This window comes from Pseudarthrobacter scleromae, from assembly GCF_014644515.1.
GTDB classification, from domain to species: Bacteria; Actinomycetota; Actinomycetes; order Actinomycetales; family Micrococcaceae; genus Arthrobacter; species Arthrobacter scleromae.
In genome coordinates this window covers 54516-78111 of sequence record NZ_BMKV01000004.1, presented here as the reverse complement: position 1 = coordinate 78111, position 23596 = coordinate 54516, and the positions used below count along the sequence as shown (strand labels likewise).

Annotated in this window: 18 protein-coding genes; 7 read left to right on the top strand and 11 right to left on the bottom strand. The window is 67.8% G+C overall.

The genetic code is table 11. From position 1 onward, the window contains the following. The first annotated feature begins 195 nt into the window (after nt 1-195). Together mfd and IEX33_RS11325 are read left to right on the top strand one after the other, a co-directional pair. The gene (mfd, locus tag IEX33_RS11330; RefSeq protein WP_188730255.1) at nt 196-3876 is read left to right on the top strand and encodes a transcription-repair coupling factor; all 3681 of its coding nucleotides are present in this window, start codon (nt 196-198) and stop codon (nt 3874-3876) included. Nucleotides 3877-3880: 4 nt separating this feature from the next. After that, the gene (locus tag IEX33_RS11325; protein WP_188730253.1) at nt 3881-4696 is read left to right on the top strand and encodes a metal-dependent hydrolase; all 816 of its coding nucleotides are present in this window, start codon (nt 3881-3883) and stop codon (nt 4694-4696) included. 127 nt (nt 4697-4823) lie between these two features. Here the strand turns inward: IEX33_RS11325 and IEX33_RS11320 are convergent, their stop codons facing one another. From IEX33_RS11320 to nirB, 6 genes are all read right to left on the bottom strand, one after another. Next, complete coding sequence (locus IEX33_RS11320) at nt 4824-5087, bottom strand: hypothetical protein (RefSeq protein WP_188730251.1); 264 nt, start codon at nt 5085-5087, stop codon at nt 4824-4826. Nucleotides 5088-5137: 50 nt separating this feature from the next. After that, a complete protein-coding gene (gene deoC, locus IEX33_RS11315; RefSeq protein ID WP_188730249.1) occupies nt 5138-5863 on the bottom strand; it encodes a deoxyribose-phosphate aldolase in 726 nt (241 codons plus the stop codon). Nucleotides 5864-5975: 112 nt separating this feature from the next. After that, nucleotides 5976-6845, bottom strand: coding sequence for an FAD-dependent oxidoreductase (locus IEX33_RS11310; RefSeq protein WP_188730247.1), 870 nt, complete (start codon nt 6843-6845; stop codon nt 5976-5978). Nucleotides 6846-7072: 227 nt separating this feature from the next. After that, entirely contained in the window at nt 7073-8233 is a 1161-nt protein-coding gene (locus tag IEX33_RS11305) for a uroporphyrinogen-III synthase (protein WP_104185324.1), read from the bottom strand. A 14-nt stretch (nt 8234-8247) separates the two neighbouring features. Beyond that, the gene (gene cobA / locus IEX33_RS11300; RefSeq protein WP_188730245.1) at nt 8248-9282 is read right to left on the bottom strand and encodes a uroporphyrinogen-III C-methyltransferase; all 1035 of its coding nucleotides are present in this window, start codon (nt 9280-9282) and stop codon (nt 8248-8250) included. A 2-nt stretch (nt 9283-9284) separates the two neighbouring features. Further along, on the bottom strand, nt 9285-11915 hold the full coding sequence (gene nirB / locus IEX33_RS11295) for a nitrite reductase large subunit NirB (RefSeq protein ID WP_188730242.1): 2631 nt from the start codon (nt 11913-11915) through the stop codon (nt 9285-9287). A 270-nt stretch (nt 11916-12185) separates the two neighbouring features. Between nirB and nirD the strand changes: the two genes are divergently transcribed. Beyond that, nucleotides 12186-12572 carry a nitrite reductase small subunit NirD gene (gene nirD, locus IEX33_RS11290; protein ID WP_188730241.1) on the top strand — a complete coding sequence of 129 codons (387 nt, stop codon included), beginning with the start codon at nt 12186-12188 and terminating at the stop codon, nt 12570-12572. 3 nt (nt 12573-12575) lie between these two features. Here nirD and IEX33_RS11285 read toward each other — a convergent pair whose 3' ends face one another. Together IEX33_RS11285 and IEX33_RS11280 are read right to left on the bottom strand one after the other, a co-directional pair. Then, nucleotides 12576-14336 carry a phospho-sugar mutase gene (locus IEX33_RS11285; protein ID WP_188730239.1) on the bottom strand — a complete coding sequence of 587 codons (1761 nt, stop codon included), beginning with the start codon at nt 14334-14336 and terminating at the stop codon, nt 12576-12578. A 93-nt stretch (nt 14337-14429) separates the two neighbouring features. Beyond that, nucleotides 14430-15248: a purine-nucleoside phosphorylase gene (locus IEX33_RS11280; RefSeq protein WP_188730237.1), complete on the bottom strand. Its 819-nt coding sequence runs from the start codon at nt 15246-15248 to the stop codon at nt 14430-14432. 106 nt (nt 15249-15354) lie between these two features. On the opposite strand from IEX33_RS11280, the gene IEX33_RS11275 reads away from it, so the two are divergent. The 4 genes from IEX33_RS11275 (at nt 15355) to IEX33_RS11260 (ending at nt 18331) form a co-directional block, all read left to right on the top strand. Then, nucleotides 15355-16770: an NAD(P)H-quinone dehydrogenase gene (locus IEX33_RS11275; RefSeq protein ID WP_174175643.1), complete on the top strand. Its 1416-nt coding sequence runs from the start codon at nt 15355-15357 to the stop codon at nt 16768-16770. 152 nt (nt 16771-16922) lie between these two features. After that, nucleotides 16923-17108, top strand: a complete 186-nt coding sequence (locus IEX33_RS11270) for a PspC domain-containing protein (RefSeq protein ID WP_104185318.1) — start codon at nt 16923-16925, stop codon at nt 17106-17108. Between the two features lie 63 nt (nt 17109-17171). Next, entirely contained in the window at nt 17172-17723 is a 552-nt protein-coding gene (locus tag IEX33_RS11265; protein WP_188730236.1) for a flavodoxin domain-containing protein, read from the top strand. Next, nucleotides 17720-18331, top strand: coding sequence for a hypothetical protein (locus IEX33_RS11260; RefSeq protein WP_188730233.1), 612 nt, complete (start codon nt 17720-17722; stop codon nt 18329-18331). Before IEX33_RS11265 ends, IEX33_RS11260 begins: the two co-directional genes overlap by 4 nt. Here the strand turns inward: IEX33_RS11260 and IEX33_RS11255 are convergent, their stop codons facing one another. Genes IEX33_RS11255 through IEX33_RS11245 form a run of 3 tightly spaced genes read right to left on the bottom strand, consistent with a single transcriptional unit; the run spans nt 18332 to nt 23581 of the window. Then, nucleotides 18332-19891 (bottom strand): FAD-dependent oxidoreductase, encoded by a 1560-nt coding sequence (locus IEX33_RS11255; protein WP_188730232.1) that lies wholly within the window; start codon nt 19889-19891, stop codon nt 18332-18334. Then, entirely contained in the window at nt 19888-22107 is a 2220-nt protein-coding gene (locus IEX33_RS11250; RefSeq protein ID WP_188730230.1) for a molybdopterin oxidoreductase family protein, read from the bottom strand. The genes IEX33_RS11255 and IEX33_RS11250 overlap by 4 nt, the downstream gene beginning before the upstream one ends. Nucleotide 22108: 1 nt before the next feature. Further along, a complete protein-coding gene (locus tag IEX33_RS11245; RefSeq protein ID WP_188730228.1) occupies nt 22109-23581 on the bottom strand; it encodes an MFS transporter in 1473 nt (490 codons plus the stop codon). Nucleotides 23582-23596 lie beyond the last annotated feature (15 nt).

Sequence of the window (23596 nt, the reverse complement as noted above, 5' to 3'; positions counted from 1 at the left end):
GCATCAACTGCCGGACTCGGCCGTCCCTGCCCAGCCTAGTCCCGCGCCAGGGCGCCAGCCCTGTGCCAGCGCGCTGGTCCTGTACCAGCACGCATTGTCGGAGCTGCGCGGTAGGCTGGGTTTACCCGGGATTCGCAGCGAATTTCGGGTTTTCGCGTTGCCTGCTTTTTCCGTAACACCACAGGAGCTTCTGCCATGAGCCTTCCCGGCCCGTCCACTCACGGTCCGTCCCTGGACGGACTCCGCCGCGCACTCGCCGCGGACCAGACCTTCGCGCGCGTCCGCGCCGAGGCTGCCCGCGGGTTCGCGGTCCGCGGCCAGGATTACCAGATCAGCGCACCCGCCGGGCTGCGGGCTGTGCTTCTGGCCGAAATGGCGGACGGCATAGCCGCCGGCGCAGGGCACGACGACGGCGGGTCCGGTGTGGTCCTGGCCGTCACCGCTACAGGGCGGGAGGCCGAGGACCTGACGGCGGCGCTGCGGGCCTACCTGCCGGCGGACTGCGTGGCCGAGTTTCCCAGCTGGGAGACCCTGCCCCACGAGCGCCTCTCGCCCCGTTCGGACACCGTCGGCCGGCGGCTCTCCGTGCTTCGCCGCCTGGCGCATCCGGAAACGTCGGCGGCGGGCCCGCTCCGGATTGTGGTGGCTCCCGTCCGCGCCGTGGTCCAGCCGGTGGTTGCGGGCCTTGGCGAGCTGGTCCCGGTCACCTTGAAGGTGGGCCAGGAACGGCCCTTCACCGAGGTGGTGCGGAGCCTCTCCGACGCCGCCTACGCCCGGGTGGACATGGTGACGCACCGCGGTGAATTTGCTGTCCGCGGCGGGATCATCGACGTCTTTCCGCCCACCGAAGACCACCCCATCCGCGTGGAATTCTTTGGCGACGAAGTGGACCAGATGCGCTGGTTCGCCGTGGCAGACCAGCGCTCGCTGTCCTCGCCCGGACTGCACCACCCCACCGAGCTGCACGCCCCGCCCTGCCGCGAAATCCTTATCACCCCGTCCGTGATGTCCCGGGCAGCCACCCTCAAGGCGCAGCTCCCGGCAGCGGCAGACATGCTTGAGAAGATCGCCGGCGGAATCGCCGTGGAGGGCATGGAATCCCTGGCACCCGTGCTGGTAGACGCCATGGTCCCGTTCGTGGAACAGCTGCCCGCAGGCTCCATCTCGGTGGTCATCGAACCCGAGAAAGTCCGCACCCGTGCCCACGACCTCGCCGCTACCAATGAGGAATTCCTCGAGGCCGCCTGGTCCACGGCGTCCGACGGCGGGACGGCACCTTTGGACCTGAGCTCCCAAGCCAGTGCCGCACTGCACTCCGCGAGCTTCCGGTCCCTGGCAGAAACGCGCAGCTCCGCCCTGGACCACGGGGTCTCATGGTGGTCCATCACGTCGCTGGCGCAGGACGAGGAACTGCTCCCGGATATTGACGTCCTGAACCTGCATGCCCGGGAACCGCGGGGCTACCAGGGCGATGTGGCCGAGATGATGGAATTCATCGGTTCCCACGTCCGGGCCCAGTGGCGGATCGTCGTCGCCACTGAAGGCCCCGGACCTGCCCAGCGCCTGGCAGAGCTGTTCCATGAGAACGACATCCCCTGCGCCAGGGTGGACAGCCTGGACCACGAGCCCCAGGCGGGCATCATCGAGGTGACCACTGCCGCCGTCGGACGCGGTTTTGTCCTGGACGGGCTCAAACTGGGCCTGCTCACCGAAGCCGACCTGTTGGGCCGTACCTCCGCCGGATCCACCAAGGACATGCGCCGCATGCCCTCCAAACGCCGCAATGCCGTGGACCCGCTGCAGCTCGTGGCGGGCGACCACGTGGTCCATGAGCAGCACGGCATCGGCAAGTTCGTGGAACTGATCCAACGCAAGATCACCGTCGGCGGCTCGAAAGATACAGTCGGGGTGCGCGAGTACCTGGTGCTGGAGTACGCCCCGTCCAAGCGCGGCGCGCCGGGGGACAGGCTGTTCGTTCCCACGGACCAGCTGGACCAAGTGACCCGCTACGTGGGCGGCGACACCCCCGTCCTGAGCAAGATGGGCGGCGCGGACTGGGCCAGCACCAAGTCCAAGGCGCGCAAGGCCGTCAAGGAGATCGCCGGGGAGCTCATCCGGCTGTACTCTGCCCGGATGGCGTCCCGCGGGCACGCGTTCGGCCCGGACACCCCCTGGCAGCGGGAACTCGAGGAAGCCTTCCCCTACGTGGAGACGCCGGACCAGCTGACCACCATCAACGAGGTCAAGGCGGACATGGAGCGTGAGATCCCCATGGACCGGCTGGTCTCCGGTGACGTGGGCTACGGCAAGACGGAGATCGCCGTGCGGGCCGCGTTCAAGGCAGTCCAGGACGGCAAGCAGGTGGCCGTGCTGGTGCCCACCACGTTGCTGGCCCAGCAGCACTACGAAACATTCACCGAACGGTTCTCCGGCTTCCCCCTGCGCGTGAAGCCGCTGTCCCGTTTCCAGGCGTCCAAGGAGGCCAAGGAAACGGCGGAGGGCGTCAAGAACGGCACCGTGGACGTGGTGATCGGCACGCACCGGCTCCTGTCGAAGGATTTCGAGTTCAAGGACCTTGGCCTGGTGATCGTGGACGAGGAACAGCGGTTCGGCGTGGAGCACAAGGAAGCGCTCAAGAAGATGCGCACCAACGTGGACGTGCTCGCCATGAGCGCAACCCCCATCCCGCGCACGCTGGAGATGTCCCTCACCGGCATCCGGGAAACCTCCACCCTGGCCACGCCGCCGGAGGAACGGCACCCGGTCCTGACATACGTGGGCCCCTACACAGACAAGCAGACCTCCGCCGCCATCCGCCGCGAGCTGATGCGCGAAGGCCAGGTGTTCTTCGTCCACAACCGGGTGTCCACCATAGAACGGACGGCCGCCAAGATCCGCGAGCTGGTGCCCGAGGCCCGGGTTGAGGTGGCGCACGGCAAGATGTCCGAAAGTCGCCTGGAACAGATCATCGTGGACTTCTGGGAGAAGCGCTTTGACGTCCTGGTGTGCACCACCATCATCGAAACGGGGCTGGACATCTCCAACGCCAACACCTTGATCGTGGACGGTGCGGACAAGTACGGACTATCCCAGCTGCACCAGCTCCGCGGCCGCGTGGGCCGCGGCCGGGAACGCGCCTACGCCTACTTCCTCTACCCGTCGGAGAAGCCGCTGGGCGAGGTGGCCCTGGAGCGGCTCAAGGCCGTGGCCACGCACAACGAGCTCGGCGCGGGAATGCAGCTGGCCATGAAGGACCTGGAGATCCGTGGTGCCGGCAACCTGCTGGGCGGTGAGCAGTCCGGCCACATCCAAGGTGTCGGATTCGATCTGTACATCCGCCTTGTGGGCGAGGCCGTGGCGGACTACCGCGGCGAGGCCGAGGAAAAGGCGGCAGAGATGAAGATCGAACTGCCGGTGAACGCCCACCTTCCGCACGACTACGTGCCGGGGGAGCGGCTGCGCCTGGAGGCGTACCGCAAGCTCGCGGCTGCGCTCACCAACGAGGCCATCGACGAGGTCCTGGCGGAACTGGTGGACCGGTACGGAGAGCCGCCGCTTCCGGCCCAGAACCTTGTGTCCGTGGCCCGCTTCCGCGTGGGCGCCCGTGAGGCCGGCCTGTCCGATGTGGCCCTGCAGGGCAACTTCATCAAGTTCTCGCCGGCCACCCTTCCGGAATCCAAGGTCATGCGGCTGAACCGGATGTATCCGGGGTCCCAGTCCAAGCCGGCGCTGGATGCCGTGCTGGTTCCCAAGCCGAAGACGGCAAGGATCGGCGGGCGTGACCTGCAGGATGCGGAGATCCTGGAATGGGCCAACGGGGTCATCCGCAACATCTTCTCCGACGCCCCGCTCGCCGCCCCGGCAGTCAGCGGATAGCCGCATGATGGGAGGACACCACGCCGCGTCGGGAGCCGCGGCGTGGGTGGCTATTGCCTCGACAGGCCCCTACACGCTGGGCTGGTACCCGCTGGATGCCACCGGGATCCTGATCGGCGGAATGGCGACGGCGGGAACAGCCCTGGTGTGCGACTGGGACCACCGGCACAGCACAGTAGCGAATTCCCTGCCGCCGCTGTCCAACGTGATTGCCGTCGGGATTGAAAATGCCAGCGGCGGGCACCGCCAGGGGACGCACTCCGTCCTTGGGGCGGCTTTCTTTGTCCTGCTGGCCACGCTGGCGGGGCAGGTCCAGTTGCAGACGGACTGGGGCCTGCTGTCCGTGGGCGCCGGGCTGCTGTGCATGTTCATGATCAACATTGCGGCCAAGGCCTTGAAGCTGTTCCCGAAGGCGGGGTTCATCAGCAACTGGATCTTCGCGCTGACCATGGCGGGGCTGGTCACCTGGTTCGCGCCGGACCAGTGGACCTGGCTTCCGGTATCCATGCTGACGGGCGTTGTGGTCCATATCGTGGGGGACCTGGTCACCACCGGCGGTGTTCCTTTGTTGTGGCCCCTGGTGGTCAGGCCGCCCAAACCCCTGCGCCGGGTGCCGCTGCTGCGCCAGGTGTGGCGGCCCAACGGTGCGCTGTCCCTCCCGCTGCTGGGACGGGCCGGATCAAAACGCGAGTGGCTTGTCCTGATCCCGGTGAGCGCCTACGCCATGGTGGGCCTGAGCGCGGCCGCCTGGTCCTTGGCCAACGCCCACTGGGGCCGCGCGGCCGATGCCGCGGTGGCGTGGGGGCGCATCTGGTTCTGAAGCTGAAACACAAAGAACCCTTGGACCGTTCAAGTCCAAGGGTTCTTTGCGTTTCATTATCCCAACTAGGTAGCACTAAGTGTCGTTTTGGCGCTTCATAACGACACTTGGCGCTACGTGGTTGGGCTTAGTGTTCGCCGGCGGAGTCCGAGCGTCCCAGGATGCTCTGCGGAATCCAGAAGGCCAGGGCAAACAGCCCAAGGCACACTGCCATGGGCCAGGGGTTGTCCAGCGTCAGGAAGGAGAGGGAGTACACGGATCCCAGGAACAGCGCGATCATGACCACAAAAAGGAGGATGCTCGTGCCGAGCTTGTTCTCGTTCTGCGGGGTCTGGATGGTCCCTTCCTGGGCAGATGAGCCCTGGCTGGACGCCGTGATCTTGCTGGACATAGTTCCTCCTCGGCCCCGCGGGGCTCAATCTGTGGCGGCTTCCGGTGCCGTCAGTACGACGATGAACCCTGTTCACCCTTGACAATGGCAATTCCGGAGCTGGCACCAATACGTGTTGCACCTGCTGCAATCATAGCCTGCGCATCAGCAAGGGACCGTACCCCGCCGGAGGCCTTGACGCCCAGGCCGGGCCCCACCGTGGCGCGCATCAGGGCGATGTCCTCCGCTGTTGCACCCCCGCCGTTGAACCCGGTGGAGGTCTTCACGAAGTCCGCTCCGGCCTCCACGGCTGCCTCGCAGGCCGTGACCTTCTGGCTGTCGGTGAGCAGCGCGGTTTCGATAATGACCTTCAGGATCGCACCGCTGGCGTGCACTGCCTCAGCCACGGAGGAGATGTCCTCGATGAGCGCGCCCTTGTCCCCGGCCCGGGCAGCGGCGATGTTGATGACCATGTCCACTTCATCGGCCCCGTCCAGCACCGCGCCGCGGGCTTCGAAGGTCTTGACGTCGGTGGGTGTGGCACCCAGGGGGAACCCCACCACCGAACACGTGAGGACGCCGGTGCCCCTCAGCGCGGTCTTGACGGTCTTGACCCAGATGGGGTTGACGCAGACGGACTTGAAACCGTATTCCGCCGCTTCCGCGCACACCTGGAGGACGTCGGTTTCCCCAGCCTCAGGCTTCAGCAGCGTGTGGTCGATGTAGGACGCTATGCTGCCGGAACCTGCGGCGCCGGTGGCTGTGGTCTGAACGGAAGGGGTGGCTTCGTTGCTCATGATGGTCCTCTCCAGGGGCCTGTGGGCCGGGCGTTGTAACGCCCATGACTCGTTTCGGAACCATCTTGCCACAGCCCGGATCTGCGCCTGCCTGAGGACGGGCGGCCCCCGGTCAGGCCGCGGCCTGCAGCGGGACGGCGCCCGAGTCAGCCGAGGCCGCGGTCAGCAGCTGGGTGGCGCAGGCGCCCGCAGCGGAAGCCGCTGCAACCAGCAGGCCCAGCCGGACGCCGTCGAACGCTGCGGCATCACCGAGGGCCCAGATGCCGGGGACCGACGTCCGGAAGTCCTGGGTGATGACAATCCCTCCGCTGGGGGCGGTCCGCAGGCCGGCGGAGGCGGCCAGTCCGTCCCGTGAGACCCGCTCCTCCGCCAGGACCACCAGGTCCCCGTTCATGCTGCTGCCGTCCTCGAAGATCACCGCGGACGCAGCCAGGCCGGACGCGGACGTACCGGGAACGACGGCGGCCGGGCGGGCCGTGGTGCGGATCGGGCGGACCCCCTGGGCGCGGAGCACGGCCTCAGCCTGGCCGGCCGCCGTGCCGTTGCCCACCAAGATGCCCAGGGGGCGGCGGCCCAGCTCCCTGGCTACCTCGCTGACGGCCTCCCCGATCCGGGCGGCATCGTCAATGGTGGAGTAGCTCAGGCACGCGTCCGCCCCTTCCACCGGGCTGGCCACGGGTGCCGATCCGGTGGCGATGACCAGTTGGTCGTAGGCGAATTCCATGCCGTCCGCGGTGGCCACGGTGCGGTTGACGGCGTCGATGTGGCTTGCCGGCTGGCCGAACCGGACCGAGACCTGCGGCAGCAGCGCCAGCTCCAGCAGTTCCTCCGGGGTGTCGTCCCGGTTGCTCAGCACGGTGATGGTGCCGGTGAAACGGGCCCGGTCCAGCTGGCTGACAAGCGCCTGGGCGGCAGGACCGGCCCCCGCGATGACTATGCGGGTGGCGGCGGAGGTGGATGGGGAGGGTGCCGGAGCGGACATGTGCTGGCCCTTTCGCTGGCGGCCGGAAACGGCCGGAACTTCGTGATGGAACCCAGCGTAGGCCCGTGCCTTTTCCGGCGTGTTTCCCGGCAGTTGCTGTTTAAAGGCCCGGTGTTCGCCAGTGTTTACCGGCCGGTAACAGAACCCGTGACCTGCCTCTCATCCGCCAGCTGGCCGACACATTTGCCTTGTGCTGCTGCCCGTCGGTGCTGTCCGTCCCGGGATTCCTAGACGCGGATACGGTAGCCGCGCTTCACCACAGTTTCCACCAGGCGGCCGTCAGGCAGCGAAGAGCGGAGACGGCTGACGGTCATGTCCAGGGCGTGGACGGAACCGCGGAGTTCCAGCAGGTCGGACAGCGATTCCCGGGACAGGACCGCGCCGCCGGCACCGAGCAGGGCGCGCAGGAGCAGCAGCGGTGCGGGGGCGAGCTCCACCGGCTGCCCGTTGATGCGCAGGCTGCGGCCGCGCAGCTCGATGTTGCCGGACCGGGTATCCAGCCGGCGCACGTGGTTGAGCGCGAGGTGCTCGCACACCAGCCGGATCAGCGCACCCATCCGGAACCGTTCCGGGATCAGCGGTGTCACTCCGGCATCCAGCAGGGGCTGCGCCGTGACCGGGCCCACCACCGCCGTGGTGACGTTGGTCTTCAGGCTCTCGATCAGCTGCTTGTAGACGCCCATTTCGTGGGCGGTGCTCCACATGGCATCCACCGCGGGTGCGCTGGTGAAGGTGAGGACGTCCAGGTTCCCGCTGCAGGCAGCCTCGATGAGCCGGGGGAGCCGGTCCTCGCCGTCGGGCTTCACCCAGCGGTACGGCGTGACTGTCAGGACGGTGGCGCCGGACATGCGCAGGCGTTCCAGCTGCCGCACGTCGGTGTAGCCGTGCAGCTGCACGGCAACGGTCTTGCCGCGCACGCCCTCGGCCAGCAGCATGTCCACCAGTGTTGCGGTGGTTTCGTCGCTGCTGATTCCGACGTCGGCGAGGCCGGCGGCGCGCACCGCACCGCGGGCCTTGGGTCCGCGGACGAACATCCGGCAGGCGCCCAGGGTTTCAAGCAGCTGCTCGCCAATACCGAAGGAATCCGCGGCCTCGCACCAGCGCCGCATCCCGTAGGCGGTGGTGGCGATGCAGAGGTCCGGCCGCGCCGCGATGATGGCACGGGTGTCCTCGATGAGCCGCATGTCCTCCTGCACGGGTGCGATTTTCAGGGCGGGGGCGTGCAGCACTTCCGCTCCGCGGCGTTCCAGCGCCTCGATCAGGTCCTGGGACCGCCGGTGCGAGGTGACACCGATGCGGAAACCCTCCAGTGGAGCCTCTGCGGCGTCGGGTGCTTCTTCAGGCGTTCGTTCGACCTGCGGTGGTTCGGCCGGTGCAAGTGCAGTCATGGGGGTCAATCCTTTCACGAACCCAGCAGCGAGGCCGCCAGCCTGTCCAGGTCGGCTGCGGCCTCGGCATGCCCGCGGTTGGCCTCAGCCACGCGAACCACCTCACCGATGACCAGCACGGCGGGGTTGCTGCACCCGGCGGCGGCGGAGGCGATGGTGCCCAGGTCCGCGATGGTGGTGCGCTGGCCGGGGCGGTAGCCGCGCTCCACCACGGCCATGGGCATGTCAGCCCGCATTCCGGCCCGGCGGAGTCCGGCAGCGAGCTGGTGGAGGGTTCCGATGCCCATCAGCACCACGATGGTCCCGCCGAGGCCGGCAAGGTGCTGGTGCTCCTTCTCGGTCAGCGGGGCGTGCCCGGACACCACGGTGAACATGTGGCTGACTTCGCGGTGGGTAACGGGGATGCCGGCGGCAGCCGGGACGGAAATAGCGCTGGTGACGCCGGAGATGACGCGGACCTTGACGCCGGCGGCCACGCAGGCGGCAACTTCCTCTCCGCCGCGGCCGAAGACATACGGGTCCCCGCCCTTGAGGCGGACCACGTTGTTGCCGGCCAGGGCGCTTTCCACCATGAGCTTCTCAATGTCGCCCTGGCTTACCTTGTGGTGGCCGGGCTTCTTGCCCACGTCCACGAGTTTGGCCGAGGTGAGAGAGGGGAGTTCCTGGTACGGGGCGAGCCGGTCGTAGAACACCACGTCGGCGTCGCGGAGGGCCTTGACGGCGGCGACGGTGAGGAGCTCGGTGGTGCCGGGGCCGCCGCCCACCAGGGTGACGTGGCCCGGGGTGCCGGCAGCCGGCTCCACAGCGACCGGAATGCCCGTGTCCCGGCACCGGCCAAGGAGGGAGTCCCAGCCGGGCTGTCCGTCCTCCACAGCTGCCACCAGGAAGGGGCGTTCGGGAAGCGGGCCGTCGTCCGCCGCGCCCTGCGGAGTGCTGAGGCGGTAGACGACGGCGCCGGCGGCTTCGTAGCGGCGGACCGCCTGGCGGGCAGCGTGGTCCGAGCCCGTCACCAGTACTTCACGACCGGTGAGATCAATGCTGAGCTGCATGCCTATACCTCGTTCTCGTTATTTGACCGGACCGGGATGGAAGCGCCGATGAGGACTTTCCCTTTTTCCTCCGCCGTTGCCGGGCGCATCTGGCCGCGCTCGTCCGGGACGAAGGTGATGGAGTCGTCCTTCTGGTCGGGTGCGTTGACGAAGGAGCGGAAGCGGCGCAGCCGCTCGGGGTCCTTCAGGGTGTCAGCCCATTCGTCGATGTAGGTGTCCACGTGCTTGGCCATGGCGGCCTCGAGGTCAGCGGCGATGCCCAGGGTGTCCTTGACCACCACGTCCTCAACGTGCTTGATGCCGCCGTCGAGCTCTTCCTGCCACCGTGCGGTGCGCTGCAGCCGGTCGGCGGTGCGGATGTAGTACATGAAGTAGCGGTCGATGTACTTGATCAGCGTTTCGTCGTCGAGGTCCTTGGCGAGCAGCTGGGCGTGGGCGGGTGTTGCGCCGCCGTTGCCGCCGACGTACAGGTTCCAGCCGTCCGCGGTGGCAATGACGCCCACGTCCTTGCCGCGGGCCTCGGCGCATTCCCGGGCGCAGCCGGAGACGCCCATCTTGAGCTTGTGCGGGCTCCGCAGGCCGCGGTAGCGCAGTTCCAGCTGGATGGCCATGGCCACCGAGTCCTGGACGCCGAAGCGGCACCAGGTGGAGCCGACGCAGGACTTCACGGTACGAAGGCTCTTGCCGTAGGCCTGGCCGGATTCGAAGCCGGCGTCCACCAGCTCCTTCCAGATTTCCGGCAGCTGCTCCAGGCGGGCACCGAACATGTCGATCCGCTGGCCGCCGGTGATCTTGGTGTACAGGTTGTACTTTTCGGCGACGGCGGCGATCACGCCGAGCTTCTTCGGGGTGATTTCGCCGCCGGCGATGCGGGGGACAACGGAGTAGGTGCCGTCCTTCTGCATGTTGGCCAGGGCGCGGTCGTTGGTGTCCTGCAGGGTGCCGCGGCCGGCGTCCAGCACGTAGGCGCTGTTCTGGCTGGCCAGGATGTTGGCGATGGTGGGCTTGCAGATGTCGCAGCCTGCGCCGGTGCCGTACTTGGCCATGATCTCTTCGAAGGAGGTGACTTCCAGGACGCGGATGGCGTCGAAGAGTTCCTGGCGGGACAGTTCGATGTGCTCGCAGAGGGCCTTGGAGACTTCGACGCCGGACTTGGTGAGTTCGGTTTCCAGCAGCTTCTTGAGCATCGGCACGCAGGAACCGCACTGGGTGCCGGCGCGGGTGCAGCCCTTCAGCTCACCCAGTTCCTGGACGGGGGCGTTGCCCTCGCAGGCGCCGCAGCCGTTGATGGCGTCGCGGATACTGCCGGCGGTGACGTTGTTGCAGGAGCAGAGGGTGGCGTCGTCCGGAAGTTCCGTTTCGGGGGCTTCGCCGCCGCCTGCCGCGGTGAGGAACGCGCCGGGTTCGGCGGGAAGTTCGCGGCCGAGGAGCGGGCGGAGGCTCATGTACGGTGAGGCGTCGCCCACGAAGATGCCGCCCAGCAGGGTCTTGGCATCGTCTGTGGTGACGATCTTCTGGTACACGCCGCGGGCGGGGTCGGCGTACACGATTTCGAGGGCGTGTTCGGTTTTGGCGAACGCGTCGCCGAAACTGGCCACGTCCACGCCGGAGAGCTTGAGCTTGGTGGCGGTGTCGAAGCCGGGGAACGTGGCGTCGCCGCCGTGCAGCCGGTCGGCCACAATCTCCGCCATGGTGTTGGCGGGGGCAACCAGGCCCAGGCACATGCCGCCGAAGTTGGCTACCTCGCCGATGGCCCAGATGCCGGGCACTTCGGTTTCGCAGTAGTCGTTGATGACCACGCCGCCGCGGGGACCCAGGCTGAATACCTGTTCCTCGCCCTCGGCGGCGCGGAAGAGTTCGTCACGGGGCCGGACGCCGATGGCCACAATGACCATGTCTGCTTCGATGATGCGGCCGTCCGCCATGAGGACGCCGGTGACCTGGCCGTCGTCGTCGGACAGGACTTCCGACGGGAAGACGCCGCCGTGGACTTCGAAGCCCTTCGCCTTGATGAGCCGTCCCATGGCCTGGCCGGCGCCTTCGTCCAGCTGCGTGGCCATCAGCCACTGCGATCCGTCGATGACGATCGGGTTGGCGCCCAGCTGCTCCGTGCCGGCGGCGGATTCGAGGCCAAGGAGGCCGCCGCCGATGGTGACTGCGTTGACCTTGCGGCCCAGCTTCTCTTTCAGCCCGGCGATGGCCTCGTTGATGGCCCATACGTCTTCGAGGGTGCGGTAGACGTGCGTGTGTTCGGCGCCCGGGATGGGCAGGCGTGCGGCGTTCGAGCCGGTGGCCACCACCAGCTCGTCGTATTCGAAGGTGTTGCCGGCAGCCGTCTCCACGGTCTTGGCTTCGGCGTTGATCTTGATGACCCGCTCGCCGGTCTTGAGCTCCAGGGACGGGTGGTCCCACATAGCTGCAGTTCCCAGCGTAAGGTCCACGTCCTTGTCCGTGAGGGCCTTGGAGAGGGCAACGCGGTCGTAGGGCAGGTGGGCTTCCTCAGTGAGGACCGTGACATGCCAGCCATCGAGGCCACGGGCATGCATTGCGTCCGCAAAACGGTGGGCCGCGGGGCCGCCGCCGGCGACGACGATGCGGCGCGGAGTCTCTGTGCTTGAAGTCTGTTCGGTCACTGATGGCCTTTCGCATGGGCCGCAGTGGAACTGCAGCCTTCTCTGTCGAGCTGTCCATCCAGACTAGGGAGACGCAGTTTCGCTTCAGTTTCCCAATTGTTTCGTCAACTTAACTTCTGCATCACGAACGCATTTCCGGCCGTGTGAGGTGTCTTTTACGCGCCGGACACATTCACTGCACGCCTCTGAAACACCCGGAGCCTAGCGTGGTTCACGGCTGCAAAGGCGGCCCACTGATAAGGATTACCCGCGCAGGGAGAGGAGCCGGACATGACGGCAACACTGGAACTTGGGGCACTCGAAGCCGACCTTGACGAGGCGGTATCCGGGATCACGGGCGGCTGGCACAGCGTGTGCCCGGTGGAGGACCTGGAGATCGCCTGGGGCGAGGCAGCCCTGGTTGCGGGACGCCAGATTGCCCTCTTCCGCACCGGCGCCACCGAGGTTTTCGCGGTAGCGCACGAGGACCCTGCCACGGGAGCACACGTCATGGCGCGCGGGATCCTGGGCTCACGCGGGGAGCGCCCCACCATCGCCTCGCCGCTGCACAAAGAGGTCTACGACCTTGAAACCGGTGAATGCTTCAGCACGCCCGGCCTGGCCATCGCCACCTTCCGCACCCGCATCAGCGACGGCATGGTCGAGGTTGAGCTGTAGCGGCTAGAGCCCCAGCGCTTCGCTGACGTCGCGGAGCACGTCGTCCAGCGCCGCCCGTACCGACTGCCGGGCGGCCGGCAGTTCCGCGGCGGAACCCACGTGCTGGATTACTTCGAGGTAGCACTTGAGCTTGGGCTCGGTGCCGCTCGGACGGATGATCACGCGCGTCAGGTCCCTGGTGACGTACAGCAGCCCGTCCGTGGGCGGCAGCTGGTCGCTGCCCTGGGCCAGGTCCGTGTACACCTCAACAGCGGATGATCCGAACGTTTCCGGCGGGGAGACCCTGAGCCGGTTCATCATCGCGTCCAGGAGCCCCAGGTCCGCAACCCTGATGCTGAGCTGGTCGCTGGCGTGCAGGCCGTGCTGCAGGTAGAGCTCGTCCAGGGTGTCAAAGACGGTCTTGCCGTCAGCCTTGGCGGCCGCGGCGAGTTCCGCGATCAGCAGGGCAGCCGAGATCCCGTCCTTGTCCCGCACCAGATCCGGCGCAACACAGTAGCCCAGGGCTTCCTCGTAGCCGTACACCAGCCCGGGAACCCGGGAAATCCACTTGAACCCGGTCAGCGTTTCCTGGTGGGCATAGCCGGCTGCTGTGGCGATGCGGGCCAGCAGCCGGGAGGACACGATCGAGTTCGCGAACACTCCCTGGGCACCTTCTTCCGCGCCGCCGTCGTCCTTTGCCTTGCCCGCGGCGATCCGGGCGGCAACGTGCGCTCCCAGGAGCGCCCCCACCTCGTCCCCGCGGAGCATCCGCCAGGCGCCGGTGTCAGGGTCTTTTGCCGCAACGGCCGCCCTGTCGGCGTCGGGATCGTTGGCAATCACTATGTCTGCCCCCAGCCGTTCGGCGGACTCCAGTGCCAGGTCGAGGGCGCCGGGTTCTTCCGGGTTGGGAAAGCTGACGGTGGGAAAATCCGGGTCCGGCTCGGCCTGCTCCGCCACCAAGGTGATGTCCTTGAAACCTGCGGCGTTCAACACCGCCAGCGCGGTCCCGCCGCCCACGCCGTGCAGGGGAGTCAGGACGATGCTGAGGTCACGGGCAGGGAACTCGGCGGGCATGGCCAGCGCGGCCGTGGAGCGTTCGTAGTCGGCTGCAAGGGACCCGTCCAGGACAGTCCAGCCGGAGGGGGCAAGGGCGATCGAGTCCAGCGGTCCCACCGCGTTGATGCGGGCGGCGATGGCGGCGTCGTATGGGGCGACGATCTGTGCGCCGTTGCCGTTCTCCGGAACGGCATGGCGGCCCAGGTACACCTTGTACCCGTTGTCCTGCGGCGGGTTGTGGCTGGCGGTCACCATGACCCCGCCGTCGCACTCCAGCGCCCTGACGGCGAAGGCCAGCAGGGGAGTGGGCAGCGCCGCAGGCATCAGGAACGTCTCTATCCCGGCTGCCGTGAAAATTGCTGCGGTTTCCTCGGCAAAGATGTCCGAGTTGTGCCGGGCGTCGTAGCCGACGACGGCGCGAGGCCGGGTTCCCGGCGATGACTCGCCCACCGCCGAGAGCAGGAAGTCCGCCAGGCCTGCGGCGGCCCGGCGCACCACCACCCGGTTCATCCGGTTCGGGCCCGGACCCAGGGCCGCCCGGAGCCCTGCCGTGCCGAACTGCAGCGTCCCGCGGAAGCTGTCCTCGAGTTCCTGGCGGGCTGCCGGAATGCCGTTCTCCACCTGCCGGATGAGCTCGAGGAGGGAGGTCGACGTCACCGGATCCGGGTCTTGGGCAGCCCACGCGCGGGCATCATTGAGCAGGCGGATTTCGGCATCGGAAGACGTCATGGGCCTAACGCTATCGTCATTGGCCCGCCAGTTCTTCCAACCCCGGCCACGAAATGCCTGTGGCAGGGGCGCCGCGCGTGACCGCGCCGCTGGTCAGAGCCGGCCGATGATCTCTGCCAGCAGCTTCGAAATCCGCGGTCCGGCAGCCTGCCCGGACTCGATGACCTCCTTGTGGCTCAACGGCTGGGGGCTGATGCCGGCGGCAAGGTTGGTGACCAGCGAGATGCCGAACACCTCCATTCCCGCGTGCCGCCCCGCGATGGCCTCCAGCGCCGTCGACATGCCCACCAGGTCGGCCCCGATGCGCTTGGCGTACTGCACCTCGGCGGGTGTCTCGTAGTGGGGGCCGGGGAACTGGGCGTAGATGCCCTCTTCCAGGGTGGCGTCGACCTCGCGGGCCAGGCCGCGGATCCGGGCCGAATAGAGATCCGTCAGGTCCACGAACGTGGCGCCCTCCAGCGGCGAGGCGGCGGTGAGGTTGATGTGGTCGCTGATCAGCACCGGGGTGCCCGGGGTCCAGTTTTCCTGCAGCCCGCCGCAGCCGTTGGTCAGCACCAGGGTTTTGCAGCCGGCGGCTGCCGCGGTGCGGATGCCGTGCACCACCGCGCGCACGCCCTTGCCTTCGTAGTAGTGCGTCCTTGCACCCAGCACCAGTGCCCGCTTGCCGCCCGTGGTCAGGACCGAGCGGATGGTGCCCACGTGCCCTTCCACCGCCGGGGCGTGGAAACCGGGGACCTCGTCGGCGGACAGGGTGGCGGTGGTATCTCCGATCAGGTCGGCTGCCTCGCCCCAGCCGGAGCCAAGAACCAGGGCGACGTCGTGGCTGTCCACGCCGGTTTCCTCGGCGATGTAGTCGGCTGCGGCACGCGCGGCGGCAAAGGGATCGGTGTTCAGGAAGTCAGTTGTACTCACTGGTACAAGCTATCCTGCCGTCCGTCACGCCGCCCAGCCTGGGCCGGTTTTCGTGAGAGACCGTTTTCTTTGGCCGTGCGGGGGAGTTGCAGGAGAATGATTGTTTGTGACTACGCATCCAGATTTCAGTTCCCCCCGGATCGCAATCCTGGGAGGTGGTCCGGGCGGGTACGAAGCCGCCATGGTGGCCGCCTCGCTGGGGGCGCAGGTCACCATCATCGAGCGCGCAGGACTGGGCGGATCGGCCGTGCTGACCGACGTCGTCCCCTCCAAGACCCTGATCGCCACCGCGGACCTGATGACCCGCGTGGGGGAGGCAGGCGAGCTGGGAGTGAAGTTCGACGTCGACGGGGGCGACTTTGTGCCCGTGATGCGCGCCGACCTCAAGCACATCAACGACCGTTTGCTGAACCTGGCCCGCAGCCAGTCCAAGGACATCCATGACGGCCTGGAGAACCTGGGCGTGCGGATCATCACCGGGTCCGGCCGGCTGCTGGATGACCGGACCATTGAAGTCCTCACCGCTGACGGCACCGAAACCGTCGAGGCGGACACCATCCTGCTCGCCGTGGGCGCCCATCCGCGCGAGCTTCCCACGGCGCGCCCGGACGGCGAACGGATCCTCAACTGGACGCAGATCTATGACCTCGACGAGCTGCCCGAGGAACTGATTGTGGTGGGTTCCGGTGTCACCGGGGCAGAATTCGCCTCCGCCTACAACGGACTGGGATCCAAGGTCACCCTGATTTCCAGCCGTGACAGGGTGCTTCCCGGATCCGATGTGGACGCGGCAGTAGTACTGGAGGAAGTCTTCGAACGCCGCGGCGTCCGGGTCCTGTCCCGCTCCCGCGCCGAGACCGTGGAGCGGACGGACGACGGCGTGGTGGTCACCCTCAGCGACGGTTCCAAGGTGACCGGCAGCCACTGCCTGCTGTGCCTGGGCTCCATCCCCAACACCGCAGGGATCGGCCTGGAAGAGGCCGGCGTGGCGGTCAGCGAAAGCGGCCACATCAAGGTGGACGGCGTGTCACGCACCTCGGCTCCCAACATCTATGCCGCCGGTGACTGCACCGGCGTGCTGCCGCTGGCTTCCGTGGCGGCCATGCAGGGCCGCATCGCGGTGGCGCACTTCATGGGCGACACCGTCACCCCGCTCAAACTGCACCAGGTGGCCTCGAACATCTTCACGTCACCGGAAATCGCGAACGTAGGCGTCTCGGAAGCTGAGATCGATTCGGGCAAATACCAGGGCGACATCATCAAGCTCTCCCTGCGCAGCAACGCCCGCGCCAAGATGCGGAACCACCGCGACGGCTTCGTGAAGATCTTTGCCCGGAAGGGCTCCGGAACCGTGATCGGCGGGGTGGTCGTGGGGCCCAACGCCTCGGAGCTGATCTTCCCCATCTCCATCGCGGTGAAGCAAAAGCTGCACGTGGACGACGTCGCCAGCACCTTCACCGTCTACCCGTCCCTCAGCGGCTCCATTTCGGAGGCGGCCCGCCGCCTTCACGTCCACCTGTAGGGACGCGTAGGAATCCACCGGATTCCAGGGGCTCGTGAGTCTGGACCACTCCGTGCCGCGTGCATAGACTCCTCAAAGGAACGGCCGGGAATTCCATCAACGGATTTTCCCGGCCGTCCCTGCACTAGCCATCGGAAGGGTAGGCGGAAGAAATGTCAACAGCACTCGTGAGGCCGCGCAGCGGCAAAATCATTGGCGGGGTGTGCGCAGCCCTGGCAGCCCGTTTCGGGCTTCCAAAATTCCTGGTCCGGTTGGGCTTCGTGATCTTTGGCCTGGTGGGGGTCGGCGAACTGGCCTACATCGTGCTCTGGATCCTCATTCCCAAGGCCCCGGCCTGAGTATGCGCGTACCGGGGACGTTGTGCCCTACTGCTCCACCGCGCCCTGCAGGCACAGTGGAGCATGGCTTCTATTTACATTGCCTACGGCAGCGTTGAAGGGCAGACGGCCCACATAGCGGAGTACATCGCCGATGTGATCCGGGCGCACGGGCACCACGCTGAAACCGCGGACCTCAAACAGGCTCCGGACGGCATTCCGGACGGGCAGGACGCCGTCATCGTGGCGGCGTCGGTGCATATTGGCAAGCACGAGGGCTACGTTGCGGACTTTGTCCGCAAGAACCGCAGCGAACTTGGTCGTTTGCCGTCCGCCCTGGTCTCTGTCAGCCTTGCCGCCCAAGGGGATGAAGCCAGTGCGGAGGGCTACGTGGAAAAGTTCGAGGAGGAGACCGGCTGGCACCCCCGCCATGTAGCGATGTTCTCCGGTGCGCTGATGTACACCCACTACAACTTCCTGAAACGCCAGATGATGAAGAAGATCGCCAAGGACAGGGGCTCCCAGGACCTGGACACGTCCCGCGACTACATCTACACCGAGTGGGACGGCGTGAAGCGCTTCGCCGAGGACTTCCTGGCCGGGGTCCCGGGATCTCCTCCTGGCGTCAACAAGTGAGAACCCCGGCAGCCGTACCCGTCCTGTTCCTTGCGGCGTCCGCTCTTCTTGGCGGGTGTTCGCAGCCCGGGAAGCAAAACACTCCGGAGCCTGCACCCCGCCCCTCCACCGGTGGGACCAGCCCTGCCTGCGACCTCATCACTCCTGAAATTGCCGCGAAAGTCGTACCCGGGATCATGCCTGCAGGCCAGAACAGCAGTGACAGGCCGCCCGGAAGCAAGGCCTACCTCTGCACGTATTCGAGCAAGTCCATGGACGGAGGCATCACGGCCCTGTCGGTGGCACTCACCTCGCCCGCCTCGTCGCAGGACATCTCCACAGCGAAGTCGGCGCCCGACTGCTCACCCGTCACCGGAATCGGTGACTTCGCCTGCCTGCAGTGGACCGGCTACTTCCGGGGCGAGGCCGGGGGCGCCTCCGCGAACGTTGTCCTCACAGCTGTCCGGGGCGACGAGACGCTCGAAATGCCGTACGTCACCTCCGCGCCCATGAACGGCGCTCCCGCTCCCGACGGCGATGCGATGGCCCGTGCGCTCGCACAGGCAGCAGTGGACGCCGGCTGGGGCAACGGCACCCCGCTCGGCGTTCCCGTGGCCCCCGCTTCCTAGTCAGGCGGCCTGGACCGCCCGGAAGTGTTTTTCGATAAGCCCCTTGATGTCCTCATGGCAGCCGCCGCAGCCGGTTCCGGCACGCGTTGCCTTGGACACCTCGGGCACCGTGGAGCAGCCCTCCTCAACGGCGCCCTGGATGGCGGCTCCACTGACCCCGGCGCACCGGCAGACGGTGCCCGCGGGATCGGCGGCACCCGTGCCCGGCAGCTGGTCCGGCCCGTCGAGGCGCAGCAGCAGGGACCGGTCAGCCGGAAGTTCCGCGCCGCGTTCGAACAGCCCCACCAGCTCGGCCGCCGTGCGGGGCATGCCCACCGCCACCAGGCCCTCCAGGACGCCGCCGCGGGTGGTCATTTTGACGTAGCGGCCGTGTTCCGGGTCCGCCCACTGGGAAACCTGGAGGCGCGGGCGCCCGTTCACCGCGCCGGCAGCAAGGGCGTCCTCGTCCCAGGGTTCTGCGGAATTGTCGCCGGCCACGGCCATGTTCATGCCGCGCGCCTTCAGGACGATCACGCCCGGCTGCTCCGCCGGGAGCGCCGGCAGCAGGGCGGCGTCCTCCCCGCCGTCCGCCAGCAGGGTCAGGTACCCGGCCAGCCACTCGGCCTGCCGCCAGCCCGGCCCCACCAGGCCGGAGGGCCCCTTGGCGTTGCGGCAGGGTGCGCAGTCCGGATCCGGGCAGCGCACCTCGGCGCAGTCACCGATGGCAAAGATGTGCGGCTCGTGGTGCGCGCGGAGTTTGTGGTCCACCAGGATGCCCGCGGACGTGGAGAGCCCGCAGCCCTCGGCGAGCTCAGTGCGGGGGCGGACACCGCAGGAGAGCACCAGGAGGTCGCCGTCGATCGCGGACCCGTCGTCGAGCAGCAGCGCCGAGAAGCCGCCGTCGGGCGCGTTGTGCTCCACGCCCGTGGAGCGCGCGTTGCCGGCCATGCGCACGCCGCAGCGGCGCAGGCTCGCCGCCAGTACGGAGCCGCCGCCGCGGTCGATGTTGCGTCCCAGCGGATGCGGGCCGTTGTGGACCACCGTGACGGTGGCTCCTTCTTCCGCTGCGGCCAGGGCGGTCTCCAGGCCCAGGACGCCGCCGCCCAGGACCACCACCCGCTTGCCGCCGGTCACGGCCCGCCGCAGCGCCTCGGCGTCGCGGATGTCGCGAAGGGCGGTGACGCCGGCGGGGAGGACAGGGTGGGTGGGGTCGGGGTTGATGCCGGTCAGGTTGGGAATGACCGGGCGCGACCCCGTGGCAAAGACCAGGCGGTCGTAGTGGACGGCACCGCCGTCGGACAGGAGGACCTGCTGCCGGGCCCGGTCCACACGCTTCACCCGGACGCCCAGGCGGATGTCGGCGCCCTGGGCGGTCAGCTCCGCGGCGTCTGAGAGGGCCAGGGCCTCGGCGGTGGTCCTGCCCACGCCGAGATCGGCCACGAGCACGCGGTTGTAGGCGGCTTCAGCTTCCTCGCCCACCACTGTCAGGCCCACCTTGCCGCTGCGGACGGCAGGCAGGAGTTCGTCAACCAGCCGGGCCGCCACCGGGCCGAATCCCACAATGACAATCTGCTCGCTCATGAGGCCTCCGTCGTTTGCAGCACGTTGGTGGAAAGGGGCGCGGCTACGGGCCGGACCCATACGGTGTTGAATTTGAATTCCGGCATCCCGGAGATGGGGTCTGTGGCCGCCTCCGTGAGGCGGTTCGCACTCTCGAGTTCGGGGAAGTGGAACGGCAGGAAGATGGTTTCGGGACGGATGGCGGTGCTGAGCTGGGCCCGGCACTGCACCTCGCCGCGCTCATTGGCCACGGACACGAGCGCCCCCTCGGTGATGCCCATCGACGCCGCAGCCGCCGGATGGATCTGCACTTTCGCTTCCGGCTGCGCCGCCAGCAGCTCCGACACCCGCCGGGTCTGCGCGCCGGACTGGTAGTGCTCCAGGAGGCGGCCGGTGATGAGGGTCATGGTTTTCGCGGCGGTGCCATCTCCTGCAGGTGGTCCGGCAGGAGTACGACGGCGGCGCGGCGTCACCGGGGTCATCACGGCTTTGCCGTCCGGGTGCGCGAACCGGTCCTGGAACAGCCGCGGTGTTCCCTGGCTGCCGGCGGGGTAGGGCCAGTATGCGGCTTCGCCGCGATCCAGCATGGCGTAGTCGATTCCGGAGTAGTCCGCCAGTCCGCCGGCAGAGGCAAGGCGGAGTTCCTCGAACACGGTCTCGGGGTCCTCGCTGTAGGTGGAGGGGGCGTCAAGGGCTTCGGCCAGCCGCGCCATGATCCACAGTTCACTGCGGGCGCCGGCCGGCGGAGTGAGGGCCCGGCGGCGGCGCAGCACGCGGCCTTCGAGGTTGGTCAGGGTGCCCTCTTCCTCCGCCCACTGCAGGACGGGAAGGATGAGGTCCGCCTCAGCGGCCGTCTCGGACATAAAGAAGTCGCAGACCATCAGGAAGTCCAGGCTCCGAAGCCCTGCGATCACGGTGTTGGCGTCGGGAGAGGCCACGGCGATATTGGAGGCGTGGACAAAAAGGCAGCGGACGCCGTCGGGCTTGCCCAGCGACTTCAACAGCTGCACGGCCGGCAGGCCCGGCCCGGGAATGAGGTCCTCCTCCACGCCCCAGACTTTCGCCACGTGGGCGCGGGCGGCGGGATCGGTGATCTTGCGGTAGCCGGGGAGCTGGTCGGCCTTCTGGCCGTGCTCACGTCCGCCCTGGCCGTTGCCCTGGCCGGTGAGGGTGCCGTAGCCGCTTCGGGCCGAGCCTGGCAGGCCCAGCAGGAGGCTCAGGTTGATCGCTGCCGTGGCAGTGTCGGTACCGTCCACGTGCTGTTCCACGCCGCGGCCGGTGAGGATGTAGCTGCCGCCGTCGCGTGCGCCCCGGGCCAGCCGGCGGGCCGTTTCGCGGATAAGTTCAGCCGGGACGCCGGTGAGGGACTGCACCCGTTCGGGCCAGAAGGAGTTGACGCTGCGGGCTACGGCGTTGTAGCCGGACGTGCGGTCAGCCAGGTACGCGGTGTCCACCAGGTTCTCGTGGATGACCACGTGGGAGATGCCCAGGAGGAGGGTCAGGTCGGTGCCCGGCAGGGGCTGGAGGTGGAGGCCGCCGCCGTCGGCCGTGAAGGCGGCCGTGGCGGAACGGCGCGGATCCACCACGATCAGCCCGCCGGCGTCGCGGGTTCCCTTGAGGTGCTGCACGAACGGCGGCATGGTTTCGGCGACGTTGGAGCCGAGCATCAGGATGGTGCTGGCGGTGTCCAGCGCTTCGAGGGGAAAGGGGAGCCCGCGGTCAACGCCGAAAGCCCGCATCCCGGCCGCCGCGGCCGAGGACATGCAGAACCGGCCGTTGTAGTCGATGCGGGAGGTGCCCAGGGCGAGCCGGGCGAACTTCCCCAGCATGTAGGCCTTTTCATTGGTGAGGCCGCCACCGCCGAACACGCCGACGGCGTCGGCACCGTACCGGGCGTGGGCGTCCTTCACGGCAGACACGGCGAGGTCCAGGGCCTGGTTCCAGCTGATGGGCCGGTGGACGCCGTCGGGCCCCTTCAGGAGCGGCTCCGTGATCCGCCCGGGGTGGTTCAGGAGGGAGGGGGAGGTCCAGCCCTTGCGGCAGAGGCCGCCGCGGTTGGTGGGGAAGTCCCGGCCGCTGACTTCAAGGGGTGCGGCCAGGGGGATTCCGGGGGCAACAGTTCCCGGCACGGGGACTGACCCCGGCCGGGAAGCCGGGGTCAGTGCCGTGGGAGACGTGAGCGTCATGGCGCACTGCAGGGCGCAGTAAGGGCAGTGCGTGTCGGCGCTTTTGGTCATGTTAGACGTGTCCCATCGCATTTCGGTTGGCGTTGCGGATGTAGCAGGCCCAGCACACCACCAGCATCAGGACGTACGCCCCGACGAAGCCGTAGAAAGCGGGGGTGTAGGAGCCGCTGGCCGAGTTGGAGGCGTTGAGCACCTGCGGGATCACGAACCCGCCGTAGGCGCCGATGGCGGAGATGAGGCCCAGGGCGGAGGAAGCGAGGCGCTGGGTGGCCACCGAGCTGGCACCGTTCCGGGCAGCGCGGCTGTTGGTGGCAAAGATGATGGGGATCATCCGGTAGGTTGCACCGTTGCCGAAGCCGCTGGCGGTGAAGAGCATCAGGAAGAGGACAAGGAAGAGCCAGAAGTTCTTCAGCGGCAGGGTCCAGATCATGGTGAGGGTGATGACGGCCATGGAGGCGAAGGCGGCCACGGTCATCCGGGCCCCGCCCATCCGGTCAGCCATGCGCCCGCCGTACGGGCGGGCCAGGGAGCCCACCAGCGGGCCGAGGAAGGCCAGCGACAGTGCCACGGTGCCCACTCCGATGGAGGAGAAAGCCGGGAAGTAGTCCTTGATCAGCTTGGGGAAGACACCGGCGAAGCCGATGAAGGAACCGAACGTGCCGATGTAGAGCAGTGCCATGATCCACAGGTGCGGTTCCTTCAGCGCTGCGATCGAGCCTGCCACGTCACCCTTGGCACTGGTGAGGTTGTCCATGTACTTCCAGGCACCGAAGGCGGCGATCAGGATGAACGGGACCCACATCCAGCCCGCCAGGGGCAGGTTGACCGTGCCGACGGCGAGGAGGGTGATGGCAATCGGAACGGCCAGCTGTGCGACGGCGGCACCCATGTTGCCGCCGGCGGCGTTCAGGCCCAGGGCCCAGCCCTTTTCGCGGGCGGGGTAGAAGAAGGTGATGTTGGCCATGGAGCTGGCGAAGTTGCCGCCGCCGAAGCCTGCCAGGGCGGCCACCAGGAGCATGACGCCGAAGGGGGTTTCCGGGTTGGAGACACACAGGGCCAGGCCGATGGAGGGGATCAGGAGCAGCAGGGCGGACACGATGGTCCAGTTGCGGCCGCCGAAGCGGGGGACCATGAAGGTGTAAGGGATGCGCAGCGTGGCACCCACCAGGCTGGGCATGGAGATCAGCCAGAATATTTCGGAGGTGGAGAAGTTGAAGCCCGCTGCGGGGAGCTGGACCACCACGATGGACCAGAGCTGCCATACGACAAAGCCGAGGAATTCGGCGAAGATTGACCAGTTCAGGTTGCGGCGTGCAATGGAGCGGCCTGCGGTTTCCCACTGTTCCTTGTTCTCGGCGTCCCAGTTGGCGATCCAGCGGCCGGGGCGGTGTTCAAGGGCGGGGGCGTCTGTGGTGCGGGTAGGGCCGGGCTGTGCGCTGGCGGATGCGGCGGTTCCGGGCAATGCGGAGTCTTCGAGATCAACGGAACTTCCGGTGCCGGCATCGGCGGTGCGGTCAACAGTCACGGGGTACCTCCTTCT